The 18,657-nt window shown below is 71.3% G+C and carries 18 protein-coding genes and 1 tRNA gene; 11 read left to right on the forward strand and 8 right to left on the reverse strand.

What is annotated here, in order from left to right:
* Nucleotides 1-32: 32 nt before the first annotated feature.
* From CWS50_RS01030 to CWS50_RS01040, 3 genes are all read right to left on the reverse strand, one after another.
* Entirely contained in the window at nucleotides 33-800 is a 768-nt protein-coding gene (locus CWS50_RS01030) for a type 1 glutamine amidotransferase (RefSeq protein WP_127841304.1), read from the reverse strand.
* Complete coding sequence (locus CWS50_RS01035; protein WP_127841305.1) at nucleotides 797-2,218, reverse strand: Mur ligase family protein; 1,422 nt, start codon at nucleotides 2,216-2,218, stop codon at nucleotides 797-799. The genes CWS50_RS01030 and CWS50_RS01035 overlap by 4 nt, the downstream gene beginning before the upstream one ends.
* 286 nt (nucleotides 2,219-2,504) lie before the next feature.
* On the reverse strand, nucleotides 2,505-4,094 hold the full coding sequence (locus tag CWS50_RS01040; RefSeq protein ID WP_371855096.1) for a bifunctional phosphatase PAP2/diacylglycerol kinase family protein: 1,590 nt from the start codon (nucleotides 4,092-4,094) through the stop codon (nucleotides 2,505-2,507).
* 390 nt (nucleotides 4,095-4,484) lie between these two features.
* On the opposite strand from CWS50_RS01040, the gene CWS50_RS01045 reads away from it, so the two are divergent.
* Nucleotides 4,485-4,754, forward strand: a complete 270-nt coding sequence (locus CWS50_RS01045) for a ribbon-helix-helix protein, CopG family (protein WP_127841306.1) — start codon at nucleotides 4,485-4,487, stop codon at nucleotides 4,752-4,754.
* Between the two features lie 85 nt (nucleotides 4,755-4,839).
* Here CWS50_RS01045 and CWS50_RS12850 read toward each other — a convergent pair whose 3' ends face one another.
* Together CWS50_RS12850 and CWS50_RS01055 are read right to left on the reverse strand one after the other, a co-directional pair.
* Nucleotides 4,840-5,004: a hypothetical protein gene (locus tag CWS50_RS12850; RefSeq protein ID WP_164860033.1), complete on the reverse strand. Its 165-nt coding sequence runs from the start codon at nucleotides 5,002-5,004 to the stop codon at nucleotides 4,840-4,842.
* Nucleotides 5,005-5,369: 365 nt separating this feature from the next.
* Nucleotides 5,370-5,446: transfer RNA gene (locus CWS50_RS01055), tRNA-Pro, on the reverse strand.
* Between the two features lie 846 nt (nucleotides 5,447-6,292).
* Here CWS50_RS01055 and CWS50_RS01060 point away from each other — a divergent pair.
* From CWS50_RS01060 to CWS50_RS01090, 7 genes are all read left to right on the forward strand, one after another.
* Entirely contained in the window at nucleotides 6,293-6,865 is a 573-nt protein-coding gene (locus tag CWS50_RS01060) for a DUF4242 domain-containing protein (protein WP_127841307.1), read from the forward strand.
* A gap of 1 nt (nucleotide 6,866) precedes the next feature.
* On the forward strand, nucleotides 6,867-8,057 hold the full coding sequence (locus CWS50_RS13755; RefSeq protein WP_127841308.1) for an acyl-CoA dehydrogenase family protein: 1,191 nt from the start codon (nucleotides 6,867-6,869) through the stop codon (nucleotides 8,055-8,057).
* Nucleotides 8,033-8,872 (forward strand): ABC transporter ATP-binding protein, encoded by an 840-nt coding sequence (locus CWS50_RS01070; RefSeq protein WP_127841309.1) that lies wholly within the window; start codon nucleotides 8,033-8,035, stop codon nucleotides 8,870-8,872. Before CWS50_RS13755 ends, CWS50_RS01070 begins: the two co-directional genes overlap by 25 nt.
* Complete coding sequence (locus CWS50_RS01075) at nucleotides 8,859-10,001, forward strand: ABC transporter substrate-binding protein (RefSeq protein ID WP_164860034.1); 1,143 nt, start codon at nucleotides 8,859-8,861, stop codon at nucleotides 9,999-10,001. The genes CWS50_RS01070 and CWS50_RS01075 overlap by 14 nt, the downstream gene beginning before the upstream one ends.
* A complete protein-coding gene (locus tag CWS50_RS01080; protein ID WP_127841311.1) occupies nucleotides 9,998-10,798 on the forward strand; it encodes an ABC transporter permease in 801 nt (266 codons plus the stop codon). The genes CWS50_RS01075 and CWS50_RS01080 overlap by 4 nt, the downstream gene beginning before the upstream one ends.
* Nucleotides 10,795-11,343: an NAD(P)H-dependent oxidoreductase gene (locus tag CWS50_RS01085; RefSeq protein ID WP_127841312.1), complete on the forward strand. Its 549-nt coding sequence runs from the start codon at nucleotides 10,795-10,797 to the stop codon at nucleotides 11,341-11,343. The genes CWS50_RS01080 and CWS50_RS01085 overlap by 4 nt, the downstream gene beginning before the upstream one ends.
* A gap of 61 nt (nucleotides 11,344-11,404) precedes the next feature.
* Nucleotides 11,405-12,364, forward strand: coding sequence for an SDR family oxidoreductase (locus CWS50_RS01090; RefSeq protein WP_243118394.1), 960 nt, complete (start codon nucleotides 11,405-11,407; stop codon nucleotides 12,362-12,364).
* A gap of 16 nt (nucleotides 12,365-12,380) precedes the next feature.
* Here CWS50_RS01090 and CWS50_RS01095 read toward each other — a convergent pair whose 3' ends face one another.
* Together CWS50_RS01095 and CWS50_RS01100 are read right to left on the reverse strand one after the other, a co-directional pair.
* On the reverse strand, nucleotides 12,381-13,448 hold the full coding sequence (locus CWS50_RS01095) for a metallophosphoesterase (RefSeq protein WP_206610437.1): 1,068 nt from the start codon (nucleotides 13,446-13,448) through the stop codon (nucleotides 12,381-12,383).
* Nucleotides 13,449-13,451: 3 nt separating this feature from the next.
* Nucleotides 13,452-15,563: a transglycosylase domain-containing protein gene (locus CWS50_RS01100; RefSeq protein ID WP_127841313.1), complete on the reverse strand. Its 2,112-nt coding sequence runs from the start codon at nucleotides 15,561-15,563 to the stop codon at nucleotides 13,452-13,454.
* 733 nt (nucleotides 15,564-16,296) lie between these two features.
* Between CWS50_RS01100 and CWS50_RS01105 the strand changes: the two genes are divergently transcribed.
* Together CWS50_RS01105 and sp36 are read left to right on the forward strand one after the other, a co-directional pair.
* The gene (locus CWS50_RS01105) at nucleotides 16,297-16,632 is read left to right on the forward strand and encodes a WhiB family transcriptional regulator (RefSeq protein WP_127841314.1); all 336 of its coding nucleotides are present in this window, start codon (nucleotides 16,297-16,299) and stop codon (nucleotides 16,630-16,632) included.
* A 107-nt stretch (nucleotides 16,633-16,739) separates the two neighbouring features.
* The gene (gene sp36, locus CWS50_RS01110; protein WP_127841315.1) at nucleotides 16,740-16,901 is read left to right on the forward strand and encodes a Sp36 family protein; all 162 of its coding nucleotides are present in this window, start codon (nucleotides 16,740-16,742) and stop codon (nucleotides 16,899-16,901) included.
* An 86-nt stretch (nucleotides 16,902-16,987) separates the two neighbouring features.
* Here sp36 and CWS50_RS01115 read toward each other — a convergent pair whose 3' ends face one another.
* Nucleotides 16,988-17,665: a Crp/Fnr family transcriptional regulator gene (locus CWS50_RS01115; RefSeq protein WP_127841316.1), complete on the reverse strand. Its 678-nt coding sequence runs from the start codon at nucleotides 17,663-17,665 to the stop codon at nucleotides 16,988-16,990.
* Nucleotides 17,666-17,961: 296 nt separating this feature from the next.
* Here CWS50_RS01115 and nth point away from each other — a divergent pair, with 296 nt between their 5' ends.
* Entirely contained in the window at nucleotides 17,962-18,606 is a 645-nt protein-coding gene (nth, locus tag CWS50_RS01120; protein ID WP_306821238.1) for an endonuclease III, read from the forward strand.
* The last annotated feature ends 51 nt before the right edge of the window (nucleotides 18,607-18,657 follow it).

Here is an 18,657-nt window from a genome sequence, read left to right on the forward strand (position 1 = left end):
GCTGGGACGAGGTACCAGTTGCCTCCTGCCGCTCAGCGCGGCCGGGAGACGGCTACCGCCCGGGCGTTGTCTGCCCAGGTGTCGTCCAGGGGCTCGGGCTCCCACGACCCCCCGGCGTGCTCGACGGCGCGCGCCAGCAGCCAGTCCGCCACCACCGGGTTCTTGGGCAGCAGGGACCCGTGCAGGTAGGTGCCGATGACGTGGTGGACGCGGGCGCCCTCCGTCCCGTCCGTCCCGTTGTTGCCGTCCCCCACGCGCACGGTGCCGAAGGGCCTGGCCCCGGGGCCCAGGGTGGTCAGCCCGGAGTGGTTCTCGTAGCCCACCACGTCCCCGAAGTCCTCGGTGGCCAGGGTGATGTTGCCGATGAGTCGGTTCTGCCCGGCGCGTGTCTCGGCGTCGATGAGGCCGATGCCAGGGATCTGGGACCCGTCCCCGGTGAGGAACCGGTGCCCGAGGAGCTGGTAGAGGCCGCAGATCGCCAGCAGGGGCACGCCGTCGGCCGCCCAGGCGCGCAGGGTGGGACCTGAGCGGGCCAGGTCCTCCTTGATCCGCTCCTGCCCGGAGTCCTGCCCGCCCCCGCCCACCAGCAGGTCCACGTGCGCTGGCAGGTCGTCGCCGACGTCGTAGGAGGACAGCTCGACGTCGTAGCCGTGCCACTGGGCTCGACGGGCCAGGACCAGCGTGTTGCCCCAGTCCCCGTAGATGTTCATGTCCCGGGGGTAGAGCTGGACCAGGTGCACGCGCCCTCGGGCGGGACCCTCGGTGGTGTGCTCGTAGAGGCGGGTCTCAGCGCTGCTCATGACATGACCTCCTCGACGTCGGTGAGCTCGCCCAGGATGGCGCGCAGGGACAGCATGGCGGTGTAGGTGGTGAAGATCCGCACGGGTCGGTCGGCCTGGGAGGCCGCCTGGCGCATGCGGGCCACGGCCTGGCGCAGGTCAGGCTCCACCAGCGCCACGGCGACCTCGTCGTAGCGCAGGCGCAGGGCCATGTCCCAGGCCCGCACGCCGGTGACGACCGCCACCCCGCCGGGGCGCAGCACGTCGAGCTCCACGTCCCACAGCCAGGACATGTCGCGGCCGTCGGCGTACTCGTCGTTGATGGCGATCATGACCACCTCGCCGTCGTGCGCCTGGGCCGCTGCGGAGAGCAGCCCCATGCGGAAGCCGGCGGGGTTCTTGACCAGGGACAGCTGGACGGGGCGCCCGTCCAGGGTGAGGACCTCGCCGCGGCCGAAGGCGGCCTCCACCCGTCCCAGGGTGGTCAGCAGGCCCGTCAGGTCGGCGTCGTCCCCGAGCACCTCCAGGACCACCTCCAGGGCGGCGCAGGCGTTGAGAAGGTTGTGCACGCCGGGGATGGTGAAGGTGACCTCGTGGTCGGTGCCGTCCACCCGGACGGTGGCACGCTGCCCCTCAATGGCCTCCAGGGTGACCCGGGGGGCGACAGACGTCCCGGCTGCGCTGGCGGTCCCGGCCGGGCTGGTGGCCCCGTCCTCGGTCGCAGCCGGACTGTCGGGGCCGCTGCGACCGCCGGACCTGTAGGTTGCGGCACCGGCCTCCTGGGCGGGTCCCTGCGCCGGGGCCAGCCCGGTGCGCAGGTCGTCGTCGGACAGGAACAGGTGGCGCAGCCCGGCCCCAGCGCCGAAGGCGGCGGTGCGGGCCGTGACCGGCTCCAGGAAGGCGGGGGAGGCCAGCCTCGGGTCGTCGGCGTTGACCACCACCACCTCACGCGTGGCCGAGGCGATCCGGGCCAGGAGCGAGGCGGTGTAGTCGATCTCGCCAAAACGGTCCAGCTGGTCGCGCATGACGTTGAGCAGGAGGCACGCCCGTGGCCGTACCTGGGCGACAAAGTGGACGGCGTGGGCCTCGTCGAGCTCCAGGACAGCGATGTCGGCGTCCAGGCGTCCGGCCGCGTCCACCTCGGTGAGCAGGGCTGCGAGCACGCCACGCACGAAGTTGGAGCCCGTCCGGTTGGTAAAGACCTTCAGGCCCTGCTCGCGCAGGAGCTGGACCACCATCTTGGTGGTGGTGGTCTTCCCGTTGGTGCCGGAGACCACGATGACGCCGTAGGGCAGGCGGCCCAGGGTGCGGGCCAGGAACCCCGGGTCCGTGCGCTCCATGACGAGTCCGGGGAAGGCGGTGCCGCCGCGGCCGCCGCCACGTAGCCGGGCCGCCAGCCGGGCTGCGTGCCCGAGCGTGACCGTGAGTCGTGAACGCATGAGGCTCCTGGAGGTCTGGGATGGCATATGGGTGGTAGCGGGGCGTGTGGCTCCGGGTCGCGTGCCCCTGAGGCGCCCAGGGCCCTGGGGCTGCTGGGGCAGGGCGGCAGGCGGGCCGAGTTCCGTGCAGGTGCGGGCGGGCCGCCGCGACCCGCGCCAGTCTAGGGCAGACCCGGTGCTGATGGCGTGGCTGCCCGCTCACGGCGGAGTCTCGTCCCGACGGGGGCAAGAAGCCCCTGTGAGGGCGCGGGCGCCCGCTTGCGGTGGGGCTGGGCACTCAGACGGCTCAGTGGGGTGGTGGCTTCTGGCTGGGGGTGATGACGCGCAGCGCCCCGGGCTCGACGACGGCTCTGAGCCTGCGGGTGGGTGCGGTCGTGTCACCGTCGAGCTCGAAGGCCACGGGCTCGGTGGTCTCGATGGTGACCCGCCTGGCCTGGGCGAAGGTGAATCCCCGGACAGTCTGCCCTGTGAGGACCTGGGCGCCCAGCCTGGCCCAGTCGCTGACCCTGTCGGGGTTGGCCAGCAGCAGGTCCACGTAGCCGTCATCGGGGCGGGCCTCGGGAAAGAGGGTGATTCCTCCGGTGATTGTCCCCACGTTGCCCACCAGGGCCATGACTGCCTGCTGCTGGGTGGGCTCGCCGTCGTCGAGGGTCACGGTGGCGGTGAACGGGGCGGGGGAGGCGTTGTGGACCGCTGCCAGCGCGTAGGCCCCGGAGCGGATGACTCTCTTGAGGTTCTCGTCCGTGTCCCCCATGATCTGTGCGTCCAGGCCCATGCCTGCCATGACCACGAAGCGCTGTGCCCCTCCGTCGTGCCGGCAGTGCACGACATCGACCGGACGGGGCTGGCCGTGCAGGGCCAGCTGCAGGGCCTCGTCGGTGTCCAGGGGGACGGAGAGGTTGCGGGCCAGGAGGTTGCCGGTGCCTGCGGGGATGAGCGCCATGGGTGGGGCTGCTGCCGCTGCCGCGAGCTCGGCGCTGACGGCCCTCACGGTGCCGTCGCCCCCAGCCACCATGACCAGGTCCACCCTGGCGTCCAGCGCGCGGCGGGTCATCTCGCGACCGGGGTCGTCGGGCGTGGTCTCCAGCCACAGGGTGGGCAGCCACCCGGCAGCGAGCACGTCGGCCTCCACGCGACGACGCAGCAGGGACAGGTCGTCGAACTTGGTGGGGTTGTAGATGAGGGCGGCGCGCTTGCCGGTGCTGCCCCGAGGCAGGTCCCGGCGTGCCCAGCTGGCCACGATGGAGTCAATCCCTCCTGCCCACAGCGCCGTGTTGGCCACCGTCGCCCCCAGGAGGAACCCACCGATGACGTCGGAGACGGTGGCCAGCCCCATGGCCCACTGCCCGGCGGCAGCCAGGCAGACCACCGTGTAGCCCACGACGGTGCCGACCAGCACCCTGGAGGACCCCCGCCGGTGTGCCCGCGCGAGGGTGACCAGGACCCAGGCACCCAGGGTCGTGGCGGTGACGTGGCCTGCCGGGTAGGCGCCGCCGAGGGCGGAGATCGAGTCGGAGAAGAACGAGGCCGGGGCGGGGCGGTCCAAGCGCCCGGCAATGACCTGCTGGAGGGGGATGCCCAGGGCAGCCACCCCCAGGGCCAGGCTGAGGCGTCTCATCCGGTTCTTGTAGGACACAATGCCCAGGACCACGATGCTGATGAGCACGGCGACCGGGTGCGTGACCAGGGCGAGGGCCTCCGCGACCTGTCCGACAGCCGAGCGCGAGCCGATGACCGGGGGGCGGAGGGCCTGGTCCAGGGCGGTGAGCGCCCCGGCGGATACAAGGCGGGTCCACGCGAGGAAGGCCAGGGCAAAGCCGACAGCGAGGACGCTCTCCAGGCGGCCCCGGGTGGGGGCGGGGCCGGGTCCGCTCAGGTGCTGCTCCTGGCTGCGGGACCGGTGGCGTGCCTGGTCCGAGGGCCTGCTGGCCACAGCAACCTCCTGGGTGCGGTCAACCGGTAGACGCGGACTGATAGGTACGGATACACCCTAGTCGTGGCCGCAGGGAGGGTGTGTAGGGCTCGCTGCTTGGCGAGTACCGGTACTTCTCTTACCCGGTGCCAAGCCAGCCTAGCCGGTCTCCCGAGAACGCTCCGGGGACAGCTGCGGGCCGCATGACTTCGGACCACGGCCTCGGGCCAGTGTGTCGCCCTAGTCGACCCCTAGGTGAGCGTCGGTCCGCAGACGTCCCGTCGCGGATCATCTCGCCAGCCATCTTGCCAGCAGGGCCACGTACCCGGCGGGTGTTTCGTATACACTACTGGTGTGGGTGAGCACCTTCTGCACGGCAGGGCCGTGAGCGACGAGCAGATCCGGGCCTGGGCCGACGAGGCCGAGGCCGGGTACGACCTGTCGAGGCTGCCCAGGCCGCGTCGTGGCCGCCCGCCGGTGGGGCAGGGACCCGGCACGGTCGTGCCGGTCCGCCTCGACGAGGCCACCCTCGCGGCCCTGGCCGCCAGGGCCGAGGCCGAGGGGCTGGCCACGCGCTCGGACGCGGTCCGGGCCGCCGTGCGCGAGTGGGTGGGCAGTGCCTGACCTGCACCCCTCCGCCCGCAGGCACTACCGCCGCGACCGGCTCGACGACGACGCTGTCCGCTACGCGGCCGCCCACGTGCTGAGCTCACGCCCCAACATCAGTCGTGAACTCCGAGGCTCTGGTGCTGACGGCCTCCTCGTCGCGGCGCTTGTCGAAGGGGTCAGGCCGCCTGAGGCTCGTTTCGAGGAGCTTGAGGAGGTGGTGGTAGGGGGACTCAGGGCCGTACCCGACGCCAAACCTTGTCTTCACGGCGTCCTGTCGTGCGGGGACGTCCCAGAGCCCTGCCCTGACCCCGGACTCCGAGGGCGGATGGGCCAGGACCGCTCTGAGCCGTTCCCTCTGCGCCCGGGTCGGCCTCGCGGCGTTCTCGGCTGTGGTGGCTATCTCGGCGTGGCTCAGGCTCTGGCCCGTCTCGTGCGGGAGGGGTCCGCCCGTGCCGGGCGCTGGCCACACTGCTGACGGCGGGGGCTCGCCCCTGGCGAGTGGTGCTGGCGGACGCGGAGCAAAGGTGACCACAAAGTAACCACACACGCAGGGGGTCAAAACTGGGCGGCGGGAGGAACTCACGTAGTTCCAACGAAAAAGGACCGCCGTCCGGCTGGCGGTGGCCCTGATGGTCGGGGTGGCGGGATTTGAACCCACGACCTCTTCGTCCCGAACGAAGCGCGCTACCAAGCTGCGCCACACCCCGAGTGCAGCGGAGACAACTATAGCGGTGCGCCTGGCGCGGACGGAAATCAGGTGTCCTGAGTGCTCGGTCACGTGATCTGGCTGTGGGGCCGGGGCGGGCTGGTGGTCGTCTCTATCCGGTGCCCAGCCCCACTGCTGCCGACCTGGTGTGGCAGCCCGGCCGCTGCCGCAGGCCGCCCGGCCGCTCACCGCGTTCGCAGTCGGTGAATTATCTGGGGTGGGCCTGGTTTTCCTCCGGTGGCTGTGGCTAGCGTGTGCTCACGCCAGTGCAGCCCACTGGCAGACCACTGACGCAAAGGAACCACGATGTCGGTCACCCCCTCGCTGAACTCGCCACTGACGACTCTGTCGGCCGCGACTCAGATGCGCACTGGCGTCTCCCGCGTCATGTGTTGTCCGTGCGCGTCGTGTATGTGAGGTGCCTGTCCGCCGGAGCGGGTGCGGGATAGCGCTGCTGCGCCGCCCCTGCCAGGTACGCCTGAAGGCGTGCCTGAGCCCAGGGCGGGGCAGGGCGATGTCATCTGCGGACGTCATCCGCGTGCGCCCTCCCGCTCCTAGCCGTCACACCCTGCTCTAGGTAGCAGGGAAGGCGGAGTTCTGCCGCCGGGGCGGGGACCCGGCCGGGACCCGGCCCCTACCGCGTACCAGGGCGGCTGTGGCGCGCCTGGCTGGCCTCCTTGCGGGATGAAGGAGCCGAGACCGTCACAACCGCTTGGGCCGTCGGACGCGCCTGCGGCTCTGCGGTGCCGTCCTGCTGCGCTGCCTCCCTGCACGTCTCTGCTGCCCGCCCAGCCTGGGATCTCACCCACACCACGCGTCACCCCTTCACCACCAGAAAGGAGCCACTATGTCCACGCTCTTCCTCGTCGAGCTCACGCCCGCTCCGACCCCGCAGGCTGCCACCGACAGCAACGACAGCTCGGCCCAGACCCGTCCGGACGTCTCCAGGCTGCTGAGCCGCCTCTTCCAGGAGGCCCCCGCCCACTCGGTGGAGCTGATCGAGGCCCAGGTGACCGCTGACCTGGCCACGGTCTTCGTCATCCTGGAGGCCGAGGACGCCGCGTCCGCGGCTGCGGCCACCGCCGCCCTGCCCGCCACCGCCTCCGAGCCCGCCCAGGTCCGCCTGGTGGGCACCGACCTGGACACGGTCAAGGCCTCCCGGCCGGAGGCGGGCTACCTGGTCGAGTGGGACATCCCCGACGGCATCGACATGGACACCTACCTCACCCGCAAGGCGGAGAAGTCACCCCTGTACGCCCAGGTGCCCGAGGTCAGCTTCCTGCGCACCTACGTGCGCGAGGACATGGAGAAGTGCCTGTGCCTCTACAACGCCCCGGACGAGGACGCCGTCCGTCGGGCACGTGACGCCGTGTCCACCCCGATTGACCGCCTGCACGCCCTGGAGAAGGTCGAGCCCTGACATGACAGTCGCCACCCCTACCACAACCGCCACGACAACCGCCACGCCCACTCCCGCTGGTACGGCCTGCGCCGCTTCTGCCCCCGGTACGGGTGCGCGCCCCGCCCTGGTCTGGGCCACGGGCGCCGACGCCGGGCAGGAGGGCCTGCGCGACGCCGCCGCCCCCTTTGCCCGTGAGGCAGCGGCCCTGGCCAGCCAGGTCGACTCCGGTCAGGCCAGCCCCCGTCCCCTGCTCAGCAGGCTGGGCGAGGCGGGGCTGCTTGACCTGGGAGTCCAGGAGCTCCTTGACGGGGACCCTCAGGCTGCTGACGTGCGCGCACCTGCCGGACTCATCGCCGCCCTGGCGAGGGAGTGCATGTCGACCGCCTTCGGCCTGTGGGCGCACCGCATGGTCCTGGACTACCTCGCCAGGGGCGTGCGCAGCCAGGCCACGCAGACAGTGCTCGGCGAGCTGCGTTCTGGCAGGCGTCTGGGCAGCACGGCGATGGCCTCCGGCCTCAAGTGGCTGGCGGGGGTGGAGGACCTGGCCGTCCGGGCGGTGCCGGACGGCCAGGGGTGGCGGCTCACCGGATTCATCTCCTGGGCCTCCAACCTGTGTGACGACTCCGTCGTGGTCCTGCCTGCCAGCACCCCGCAGGGCACGGTCGTGGTCTGGGTGGAGGCCCGGGCGCTGGAGGTCCGGCCTGTGACCGGCCTTCTCGCCCTCAACGCCACGGCCTCGGGCACGATTCGCCTGCGCGACGTCGCGGTGGGTCCCAGCCAGGTGGTCAGCACCGAGCTGGCCAGCCTGGCCCGGGGCTTCAAGCCGACGATGCTCATCCTCCAGTCCGCCTTCTGCCTGGGCCTGGCGCAGCGCTCCCTGGAGGAGGCCCGCAGCAGCCAGGACCGGGGCGCCAACACGGTCTTCCACGAGGACGTCGCCATCCTGGCCCGCGAGCTGCAGCGGTTCCGTGAGCGCTGGGAGGCAGCGGCCGCCGACACCGGCAGTGCCAGCATGGCCGAGGTCCTGCGGCTGCGCCTGGAGGCAGCCTCCCTGGCAGGTCGGGCCACCCGGCTGGAGGCCACCCTGGCGGGCGGGCGCGGCTACCAGGAGAGGACCGACGCCTCACGCCGCTTCCGTGAGGCCGCCTTCCTGCCCGTCCAGTCTCCTTCGGAAGGACACTTGCGGTGGGAACTGTCCTCGCTCGCCTGAGACGCGCCCGGGTCCGCTACGGCCACGTGGACGCGCTGCACGACGTCAGCCTCGACCTCGCCGCAGGGCGCCAGCTGGCGGTCCTGGGACCCAGCGGCGCAGGGAAGTCGACGCTGCTGCGGCTGCTCACCCGGGAGCTGGCCCCCGACTCAGGCAGCATCGAGTGGTCCTCCTCAGGCCTGCGTGAGGGGGTCGTGCGCCAGCAGCCCCTGCTGTTCGACTGGCTGACGATCCGGGAGAACGTCGCCCTGGGGCAGCAGTTCCGGGCCAACCACGTGGACCAGGCCCTGGTGGCAGAACTGATGGACCTGCTGGGGATAACCCCGGTAGCGGGCTCCTACCCGGACCAGGTCTCGGGTGGCCAGGCCCAGCGGGCCTCCTTCGCCCGGGCGCTGGCCATCCGCCCCGACCTGCTCATCCTGGACGAGCCCTTCAGCGCGCTCGACCCGGCCACGCGCGCCGACCTCCAGCTGTGGCTGCGCCAGGAGCTGACCGGTAGGGGTCTCAGCAGCGTCCTGGTCACCCATGACCTGGACGAGGCTCTCGTGCTGGCCGACGACATCGTCATGATTGCTGCCGGGCGGGTGACGCGCCGCTGGGCCAACCCGGAGCCCGCCGCCGACCAGGCGGCGGCCCTGCACCACCCGCTGCGGCGCAGCCTGCGCGAGGCCTACGCCTGTGTCGCCTCAGAGCCCCGGGGCCAGGAGGACCCGGGAACCGCCCAGGCCACCAAGGACCGGGCCGGGGGCCAGGCCGAGGACCAGGCCGGGACGGCCGAGGACCGGACTGCGGAGAGCCACCGTGCGACGCCGTGACCTGCTGGGCACCGCGGGGCACCTGGCCTCGCTCGGCGTGGTGGCTTCCCTGGCGGGCCGGGGTGCGTGGCAGGCGGCATCCGCGTCCGGAGGCGGCGGGCAGGGGCTGCTGGGACGTCCTCTGAGAGTGGGCTACCTGCCCGTCACCGACGCCGCCGCGCTGCTGGTGGCTCACCACCGGGGCCTGTGGGAGGCCGCCGGGGTCCCCTCGGCCCCGCCGGTGCTCTTCCGCTCCTGGGACGCCGTGGGCCAGGCGCTCGTCGTCGGCGAGGTGGACGTGGTCCACATGCTGCTGCCGATGGCCCTGCAGCTGAGGCTGGCCCAGGAGGCCCCGGTCCGTGTGGTGGCCTGGGGGCACACCAACGGCTCGGCGATGGTGACCTCCACCTCTGTCACCGAGACCGCCCAGCTGGCGGGGCGCAGACTGGCCGTGCCCTACTGGTGGTCGGTCCACTCCGTCCTGACCCAGCACCTGGTCGCCGCCTGCGGTCTGCGTCCTGTCATCGGGGCCTCGCCGGGGTCGCAGGAGGTTGAGCTGGTGGTCATGCCTCCGGCGGAGATGGTCTCCGCCCTGGCCAGCGGATCGATTGCGGGCATGACGGTGGCTGACCCCTTCGGTGCCGTCGCCGAGCTGGAGGGGGCGGGCCGGGTCCACCGTCTCCTGGGTGACGTGTGGCGCGACCATGCCTGCTGCGGCGTCGTCGTGCGCCAGGAGCTTATCGACACCGCCCCGGACGCGGTCCACGCCCTTCTTGACGGCCTCGTCGCGGCACAGGACTGGCTGGAGGCCCACCGCCAGGAGGCCGCCGAGGTGCTGACAGCAGGAGGGTGGCTGCCCCAGTCCCAGACCGCCGTGGCCCGGGCGCTGCAACGCCCCGAGCCCGGTGGGGTGAGCCACCCGGACTGGCACGGGCAGCGTCTGGGCTTCTCCGCCTTCCCGCACCTGTCCTGCACCGAGCGGCTGGTGACCCTGTTGGGCGACACGGCTGTGGACGGTGACCGCTCCTTCCTTGAGCGTCTGGACCCCGTGCAGGCCCACGGCCTCGTCGTCGACGACCGGTTCGTGCGTGCGGCCCTGGAACGTGCCGGGCGCACGGTGCCGCCACGCAGTGAGGAGGTGTCCGCATGAGCGTGCTCACCAGGCCCATGGGTTGGAGGGCAGGAGCCTGGCGCCGACGCCCTGCGTTGCCTGCCGTGGGCGTGCTGGCAGCTGTCAGCCTGTGGTGGCTGCTCACCGACGTCCTGCTCGCCAGCCGACCCCTGGTGCCGCAGTTCTCCCCTGCACGCACCCCCGCCGGGCTGGGGGAGCTGGCCGGGGACGGCGCGCTCCTGGACGCGGCCTCGGCCAGCGTCTTCAGGCTGGTGGGAGGGCTGGCCCTGGCGGTGGTCGTGGGCACCCTCGCAGGGCTGGTCACCGGTACCTGGCGCAGCCTGGACCGTGCCGCCTCGCCCGTGCTGCTGTTCCTGCGGATGGTCTCCCCGCTGTCCTGGGCGCCGGTGGTCATCATCGCCCTGGGCGTCGGCGACCGTCCAGTCGTGGCGCTCGTGGCCGCAGCGGCGGTGTGGCCGGTCCTCAGCGGTGTCGCCGACGGCGTGCGGCGCGTGGATCCCGGCCACCTCGCCGTGGCCCACTCCCTGGGGGCGACGCGTGGCGAGACGCTGCACCGCGTGGTCTGGCCCACCATACGGCCCGCACTGCTGGCCGGGGTCCGCCAGGCCCTGGGGATCGCCTGGGTGGTCCTGGTGCCCGCCGAGATGCTGGGGGTCAGCAGCGGCCTGGGGTACCAGATCATGAACGCCAAGGACCAGCTTGCCTACCACCATGTCACTGCCCTCATCCTGGTGATCGGGAGCCTGGGCTACCTCGTTGACACCGTTGCCCGCTGGGCGCTGTCCACCCGGCGCGACAGACAGGAGAAGAGATGAATCTGGTCGTGGTCTCTGCCGGCCACTCGCCTGCCTCCGGGACGAGCCGCCTGGGGCGGCTCGTGGCCCGCACGGTGTCCGAGCGCGGCGGAGCCGCCGTTGTCGTTGATCATGTCGAACTGCGTGGCTTTGCCGGGGAGGTGGCCCAGGCCCTGGTCACCGGCACCCTTACCGCCCCGGTGCAGCAGGCCGTGGAGGCGGTAGGAGGCGCCGACGGCGTCGTCCTGCTCACCCCTACGGTCAACGCCTCCTTCTCCGGGCTGCTCAAGTCCTTTCTTGACATTCTCCCGCGCGACGCCCTGCGGGGCGTTCCGGTGCTGGTGGGGGCCACGGGAGGCACGGCGCGCCACACCCTGGTGGTGGACCAGAGCCTGCGGCCCATGCTGGCCAGCCTGCGGGCGGTGGTGCTGCCCACCGCCCTGTTTGTCACGTCCGACCAGTGGCAGGGGCACCAGCCGGGTACTGAGCTGCTGGCGCGAGTGGTCTGCGCAGCGGAGGAGCTGATCCGCTTCCAGGCTGTGGCCCGCCAGCCGGTGCTCTCTTGAGCCGGCGCACGTCCTTGCCCCGGCCCTTGTCCCGGCCGCCTGCCTGTGGTTGACTACACGGGTGACTGACGACACTCGTCCAGGTGGTCTCCTCGCCCGGGACCCCCTGCCCCTGGAGGGACGCACTGTACTTGTCACGGGGGTGAGTCGCCGTCGCGGTATCGGGCACGCTGTCGCCTGCCGCGCGGCCGCTTACGGGGCGAGCGTCGTGGCACACCACCACGCGCCCCACGACGCGGCCCAGCCCTGGGGAGCAGACGACGTCGGTGCTGTCATGGACTCTGTGCGCTCCCACCTGAGGCCGGGGGCGGTCCTGGTGGACGTGCCGGGTGACCTGGCAGTCCCCGGCGAGCCCCAGCGGGTCCTCGACGTGGCGCTCCAGGCACGGGGAAGAGTGGACGCCCTGGTGTGCAACCAGGCGATGAGCGGGCCGGACGGGGCGCTGGGGGCACTGACGGAGGAGGTCCTGGACGCCCACTGGGCGGTGGACGCCCGTGCGTCCCTCCTGCTGGCCCAGGCCTTCGCCACCCAGCCGGGCCTGGGGGCTGCGCCTCGTGCCCGGGTGCAGCCCGGCAGCGGTGCTGGCACTGCCTGCGGCCCTGCCGACCCGGCTGGGCCTGGAGGCGCTTTGGGCGGTGGCGGGAGCGAGACCCCAGCCGAGGGGAGCTCATGGCGTGGTGGCGCCATCGTCTTCCTCACCTCCGGGCAGGGCCTGGGACCCATGCCCGGGGAGGTGGCCTACGCCGCAGCCAAGGCGGCCCTGGCCGGCGTCACCCTCACCGTTGCCGACCAGCTCGCTGACCAGCGTATCCGGGTCAACACGGTCAACCCCGGCCCGGTAGACACCGGCTACGCCACACGTGAGGACATGGAGCAGACAGCACCGATGTTTCCCTTCGGCCGCTGGGGCGAGCCCGATGATGCTGCCCGGCTCATCACCTGGCTGCTGACCGACGAGGCACAGTGGGTGACAGGTCAGGTCATCAGCTCTGAGGGCGGGTTCGCACGCTGGCGGCACTGACTGACGCGGGGCAGGGTCAGCCGGCTGGGCGCAGGGTCAGCAGGGTGGCCTGCGGCGGGCAGGCCAGGCGTACCGGTGTGTACGGGCTGGTTCCCAGGCCTGCGGAGACGTGCAGGTACATGCCTGACGGCCGTGGTGAGCCTGCCCGCCCCTGTGACACCGCTGCGGTGACCCGGGGCGACACGACCTGTCCGGCCTCCTGCTCCGTCCGCCCTGTCTGCTCGGCCTGCTGCCACCAGGACAGGCCGGAGGCACGCGTCCTGTCCAGGTCGCAGTTGGTGACCAGCGCCCCATAGCCGGGCACGCACAGCTGGCCTCCGTGGGTGTGGCCTGCCAGGGCCAGGCTGACGCTGTCGGCCTCCATCTCCTCCAGCACCCGGCGGTAGGGGGCGTGGAGAAGACCCAGGCGCAGTCTGCGCCCCCAGGTGTCGATGAGGGGCACGGGCCTGGGCACCCCCGGGGAGTCCACCAGGTGCGCGGAGGCTGCGGGCGCCGGGAACACGTCGCGCTCCACGTGGGGGTCGTCCACGCCCACGAGGTCGATGCTGTACCCGCCCACGTGCAGCAGGCCGCGCCTGTTCGTCAGGTCCACCCAGCCCCCACTGGACTGGAGGTCGCGAACCTCCTCCCACGGCAGCGCGTCCGGGTCGCTCCCGGGCCGGTCCGCAGTGCGTGGGTCGCGGCGCAGGTAGCGGGTCGGGAGCCTGAAGACCGTGCTGCGGTAGTCGTGATCGCCCATGACAAAGGCTCCGGGCAGTCCCAGGAAGGGCTCCAGGGCACGTGACAGCGGCTCCAGGCCGGAGGCCAGGGACAGGTTGTCACCGGTATCGACCACGACGTCCGGAGCGAGCCGGGCCAGTCCCCGCACCCAGGACACCAGGGCCTCGGTGCGTGCCGTCAGGTGCAGGTCAGACAGGTGCAGGATCGTCAGCGGGGGCTGCCCCGGCGCCAGGACCGGCACCTCCAGGCGGCGCAGGACGGGACGTCGGGCCTCCAGCAGGCTGTAGGCCAGGACCCCGCCGCCCAGGGCGAGCGTCCCGCTGGCAGCGCGTGCCGCCGTCCGCAGGGCAGACCTGGTGCCCACAGGTCAGCCGCCCAGGTTGACTGAGGGGAAGTCCTGCACCGGCTCGCCGTCCAGGGCGGCCTCCATGTAGCCCTTCCAGATCGGGATAGCCAGCGTGGAGCCGTAGATCGTGCCGTAGAAGCGCCCGCCGATGTACTGGTTGTTCAGGGTCCGGTAGCCGTCGGAGTGGCCCACCCAGGTCGCAGTTGACAGCTGGGGCGTGAAGCCCACGAACCAGACGTTGTCGTTGTCGTCAGTGGTGCCGGTCTTGCCTGCCGTGGGCCGCCCGGAGAGCTTGGCCGTCTGGGCGGTCCCACCTGACTGGGAGGTGGCAGTCAGGGTCTGGGCGGTCTTGTCGGCCGCTGTGGCGTCCATGACCTGGTTGCAGTCGGCGCTGGGCACCGCCATCTCAGACCCGTCGGTGTCCAGGATCGAGTCGATGGCGATCGGCTTGCAGTAGACGCCGTGCGCGGCAAAGGTCGCGAAGGCGTTGGCCATGGCCAGAGGAGGGGTCTCCTGGGACCCCAGCACGATGGAGGGCCGCGGGTCCATGGCGGACCCGTCAGCCTTGGTGACTCCCAGGGAGGCCGCCAGGTCCGTCACCGCGCAGACGTCCATCTGGTTGAGCATCTCCGCGTAGCCGACGTTGATGGAGTGCTTGGTGGAGTCAATGACGTTGTGGGAGCCGTCCAGCCCGGAGTCCACGTTCTTGGGCGTCCAGCTGTCGGCCAGCTCGGGGGCGCAGGAGATGTTCCACGAGCCGGCGGAGAACATCCGTGGCTTGGTGTTGAGGGTCGTGTAACCGGACCTGCCCTCCTGGTACCACTGGGCCAGGATGAAGGCCTTGAAAGAGGATCCTGGCTGGAACCCGGCGACTCCTCCCTCCGCCGACTGCACGCCGCCGTGCTGGGAGTCGGCTGCGAAGACCACCTGGGTCGCCTCCGTGTCGCTCTCGCTGGGGTCACCGAAGTTTGTGTTCTGCGCCATGGACACGATCCGGCCGGTGCCGGGCTCGACGGAGACGACTGCCGTCTTGGCCTGGGAGGGGTCCCCGGTGGGGATGACTCCCTGGATGGAGTCGTAGGCGGCGTCCTGCTTGGCGCGGTCCAGCGTGGTGGTGATGGTCAGCCCGCCGCGCAGCAGCAGCTGGCGGCGCGCCGCCTGGTCCTCACCGTAGAGGTCCGAGCCGAGGATCTCGTTGACCACGTAGGTGCAGAAGTAGGCGGCGTTGCCCGCAGCACCGCAGCCGGCGACGTCGTCGGTCACGTCAAGCATGTCCTCAATGGAGGTGGCGTTGGCCTCGTCGTACTCCTCCTGGGTGATGAACTCCTCCTCCAGCATCTTGTTGAGCACCCACTCCATGCGGGTCTTGGCCACGTCCGGCTTGGTGATCGGGTCGTAGACGCTGGGCGCGTTCGTCAGGCCCGCCATGAGAGCGGCCTCGGCCAGGGTCATCTCCTTGGCCGAGTGGGAGAAGTAGTGCTGGGCGGAGGCCTCCACCCCGTAGGTGGAGGGGCTGAAGGCGGCGATGTTGAGGTAGCCCTCAAGAATCTGCTGCTTGGAGTACTTCTGCTCCAGGCTCAGGGCGTACTTGATCTCGCGCAGCTTGCGGGGGATGGTGCCCTCCGTCGCCTCCTGGATCAGGGCGGGGTCGTCCTCCTGGATTCCTGCCTCGACCAGGACGTTGCGCACGTACTGCTGGGTGAGGGTGGAGCCTCCCTGGGTGGCGTCGGACTGGGCGTTGGAGATCAGCGCGCGCACGATACCGGTAGGGTCCACGCCCGTGTGCTGGTAGAAGCGCTGGTCCTCCACGGCCACGATCGCGTTCTGCAGGTTGACGGAGACGTCCTCCAGGGGGACCACGATGCGGTTCTCCGCGTAGAACTGTGCGATGTCGCTGCCGTCGGCAGCCTTGATGACGGAGACCTCGCTGGGCTCCTGGACGTCAAAGTCGCTGGGGAGCTCGTCGAACAGCTGGGCTGCGGCATTGGTCAGCGCCGAGGAGGCCCCGACAAAGGGGGCCGCGAACCCTGCGGTGAGGATGCCGCCCGCGCTGGAGAAGAGCAGGAGCACCAGGAGCATCGACACGGCCTGGGCCGGGCTCAGTGAGCGGCTGCGCACGGAGGACTTCGACATGCCTCCAGCCTACGTGGAAGAAGGGCGCTTGTGCGGGGTGATCCAGGTGCTGTTCACCCAGAGGAGCATTGACCGGCGCTGACCGGCGCTGACCGGCGCTGACCGGCGCTGTGGGGGTGATGGCGAGCACCGACGGGCAGTGCCGCAGGCGCGACTGCCATCACGGACACCTGCCATCCATCTGCCACCCATCTGTCATCACAGACATCGCGTCGTCCTGTCCTCGCCCCTGTGAACGTCCCCGCAGGGTCCCCCACGACCCACCCTGGTCTCGCTGACAGAGGAATCGAGGGCGGGCGGGGATGCTGCGCGTGCGAGGGCAGGGGGGCGCTCCTGGTGCCGGGCTGTCCCGGGCTCTGGAGGTGGCCGGGGGTCCGCCTGGTGGGGGCGGCGTGGAGAGCGGGGAGCGGCGCGAGACGTGCGTGATCGGCGCGGTTGCGCCCGTATCCAGGTGTGGGGGCGGGTGCGGGCAGCCTCTGGGACGCACCTGGTGCGGGTGGGGTGGCTGGTGTCGGCGAGGGCCGTTCTGGACAGATGCTTGCCGCCGTCGTGCACGTGCTGGGGAGAAGGCTGGCAGGTCGCTGGACGGGTCGGGGCGGGCGGCTCGGGGTGCTGAGCGAGTCGGGAGGCGAGATGGTTTTGCGTGTGACGCTCGGTTGTCATACCGTGACAGTTGTGATGTGGTTGACATTGAGGTCAGTTGCAACTGATTGCACAGGCTACTGGGGGAGTTATGTCAGCAGATGACCAGACCTGGGCCATGCGGGCAGCGTGCACGGCGATCGACCCGGATCGTCTTTTTGGCAAGGGCGCGGAGCAGCGCGACATCAGGTCGGTGTGCTTCTCCTGCCCGGTGCGGATGGACTGCCTGGCCGAGGCCCTCAACTCCGGGGCCAGTTTTGGTGTTTGGGGAGGGCTGACGGAGCGGGAGCGCCGGGCGCTCCTGCGCCGCTTCCCCGAGGTGGACGACTGGGGCCTGTGGCTGCAGCGTGAGGACGACGACCTTGTTGCCGAGATCCACGCCCGGCGTGCGCCGCGCATCCTGACGCGGGTGCGCTGCGCCTCCTGAGCCCTCTGGTGAGCCCTTTGGCGCAGGCCTCCGGGGTCCCCGGCCGATCCGGCCCTGTCACAGCATCCGTGGTTGTGGCGGGGGCTGCTCGTGCCTAGGCTGAGGCCATGACGACGACCTGGGAGTACGCAACAGTCCCGCTCATCACCCATGCGACCAAGCAGATCCTCGACCAGTGGGGTGCCGACGGCTGGGAGCTCGTCCAGGTGGTTCCGGGTCCTGCGGGCTCGGACAACCTGGTCGCCTACCTCAAGCGCGCGACCTCCTGAGCGGCTCGTGCCTGGCTGGCGCCTCTGTCGCGCCCGCCCCCGGCCAGGCGTCCCCGGTTGCGCTGCGCCGGGGTGCGCCTGGCTGCTCAGCGGGCGCGACGGCGCAGCCGGTCGATGTCGAGCAGGGTGACGGCTCGGCCTTCCAGGCGAATCCATCCACGGGAGACGAACTCCGCCAGGGACTTGTTGACGGTCTCGCGTGAGGCGCCCACGAGCTGGGCCAGCTCCTCCTGGGTGAGGTCGTGGGGTACGTGGATGCCGTCCTCCGTGCTGGAGCCGAACCGGTCGGCCAGGTCGAGCAGCGCCTTGGCGACGCGGCCGGGCACGTCGGAGAAGACGAGGTCTGCCAGGGCGGTGTTGGTGCGGCGCAGACGCTGGGCGAGCGAGCGCAGCATGTCCTTGGCCAGCTGGGGGTGGGACTCCACGAAGTCCATGAGCTGGTTGTGGTCCAGGGTGAGCAGCTCGGTGGGTGCCACGGCGCTGGCGGTGGTGGAGCGCGGTCCCGGGTCGAACAGGGTGAGCTCGCCGACGAGCTCACCCGGGCCGAGCACGGCAAGAAGGTTCTCGCGCCCGTCCGCGCTGGCGTGACCGAGCTTCACCTTGCCTGAGAGCAGGATGTAGAGGCGGTCGCCTGCGTCGCCCTCGTTGAACAGGGTCTCGCCACGGCGCAGGGTGGTCTGCGTCATCATGGCGCGCAGCTCCTCCTGCTCCTGCGGGGCCAGTCCCTCAAAGAGCGGGATCCTTGAGATGATGCTGTCTTCCACGGGGTCCTCCTGGTGGTGCTAGGGCTGGCCTCCCATGCGACGGGAGCCATCGGGTCTATCCTGCCACGGGCTTGTGACCTGAGGCACGCCGTCGAGCATTGTAGTCCGAGCGTGTCGCACGTCAAGCGGGATATCGTGTCTGCACCCACGATTGTGCCTGAGATTGTGACTGGGGACGTGGGCTGCGTGGGGCTGCCGCCAGGACCGGGGTCCCGGGGCAGGAGCCAGGAACGACGTCGGGCACGACGTCAGGAACGAGGACCAGGGAGGGAGCCGGGGTGCTGACAGGGGCTGCGGTGTCGCGAGCGACTCCACGAGGCCGCGCGGCGGCTGTGGACGAGGAGCTGGGGCGTGTCTACCCGGAGGCGCGCTGCTCCCTGGACCATGACGGGCCCTTCCAGCTGCTGGTGGCCACGGTGCTGTCTGCCCAGACCACTGACGCCCGCGTCAACACGGTCACCCCAGCCCTGTTCCGGCGCTGTCCTGACGCGGCCGCCCTGGCCGGGGCGCGGCGTGAGGAGCTGGAGGAGCTGCTGCGTCCCCTGGGGTTCCAGCGGGCCAAGGCGGGGCACCTGCTGGGGCTCGGGGCCGGCCTGTGCAATCACTTCGGGGGAGAGGTGCCCCGTGACCGTGATGCCCTCATGTCCCTCCCCGGCGTCGGGCGCAAGACGGCCAACGTCGTCCTGGGCAACGCCTTCGGCGTCCCCGCGATCACGGTGGACACCCACGTCGGCCGCCTGTCACGTCGGCTGGGGTGGACGACAGCGGAGAACCCGCTTCGGGTGGAGAAGGACATTGCTGACCTGTGGGAGCCGACGCGGTGGACCGACGGCTGCCACCGGCTCATTGCCCACGGCCGGTCCGTGTGTGCTGCCCGGTCGCCGCGTTGCTCGGAGTGCGTGCTGCTGGAGGCGGGCCTGTGCCCGCAGGTGGGCGTGTGACCCGGTGGTGGGGGCGGCCGCACGCCCGGGTCCCCCGCAGGTGGGTGCATG

Origin of the sequence: Actinomyces wuliandei, assembly GCF_004010955.1 — a bacterium.
Lineage (GTDB): Bacteria > Actinomycetota > Actinomycetes > Actinomycetales > Actinomycetaceae > Actinomyces > Actinomyces wuliandei.

Bases quoted from the DNA above. Each gene is read 5' to 3' on its own strand.
- CWS50_RS01030 (WP_127841304.1), bottom strand. From the start codon at position 800: ATGAGCAGCGCTGAGACCCGCCTCTACGAGCACACCACCGAGGGTCCC.
- CWS50_RS01035 (WP_127841305.1), bottom strand. From the start codon at position 2,218: ATGCGTTCACGACTCACGGTCACGCTCGGGCACGCAGCCCGGCTGGCG.
- CWS50_RS01060 (WP_127841307.1), top strand. From the start codon at position 6,293: ATGTCCACGCTCTTCCTCGTCGAGCTCACGCCCGCTCCGACCCCGCAG.
- CWS50_RS13755 (WP_127841308.1), top strand. From the start codon at position 6,867: ATGACAGTCGCCACCCCTACCACAACCGCCACGACAACCGCCACGCCC.
- CWS50_RS01080 (WP_127841311.1), top strand. From the start codon at position 9,998: ATGAGCGTGCTCACCAGGCCCATGGGTTGGAGGGCAGGAGCCTGGCGC.
- CWS50_RS01085 (WP_127841312.1), top strand. From the start codon at position 10,795: ATGAATCTGGTCGTGGTCTCTGCCGGCCACTCGCCTGCCTCCGGGACG.
- CWS50_RS01100 (WP_127841313.1), bottom strand. From the start codon at position 15,563: ATGTCGAAGTCCTCCGTGCGCAGCCGCTCACTGAGCCCGGCCCAGGCC.
- CWS50_RS01105 (WP_127841314.1), top strand. From the start codon at position 16,297: ATGTCAGCAGATGACCAGACCTGGGCCATGCGGGCAGCGTGCACGGCG.
- sp36 (WP_127841315.1), top strand. From the start codon at position 16,740: ATGACGACGACCTGGGAGTACGCAACAGTCCCGCTCATCACCCATGCG.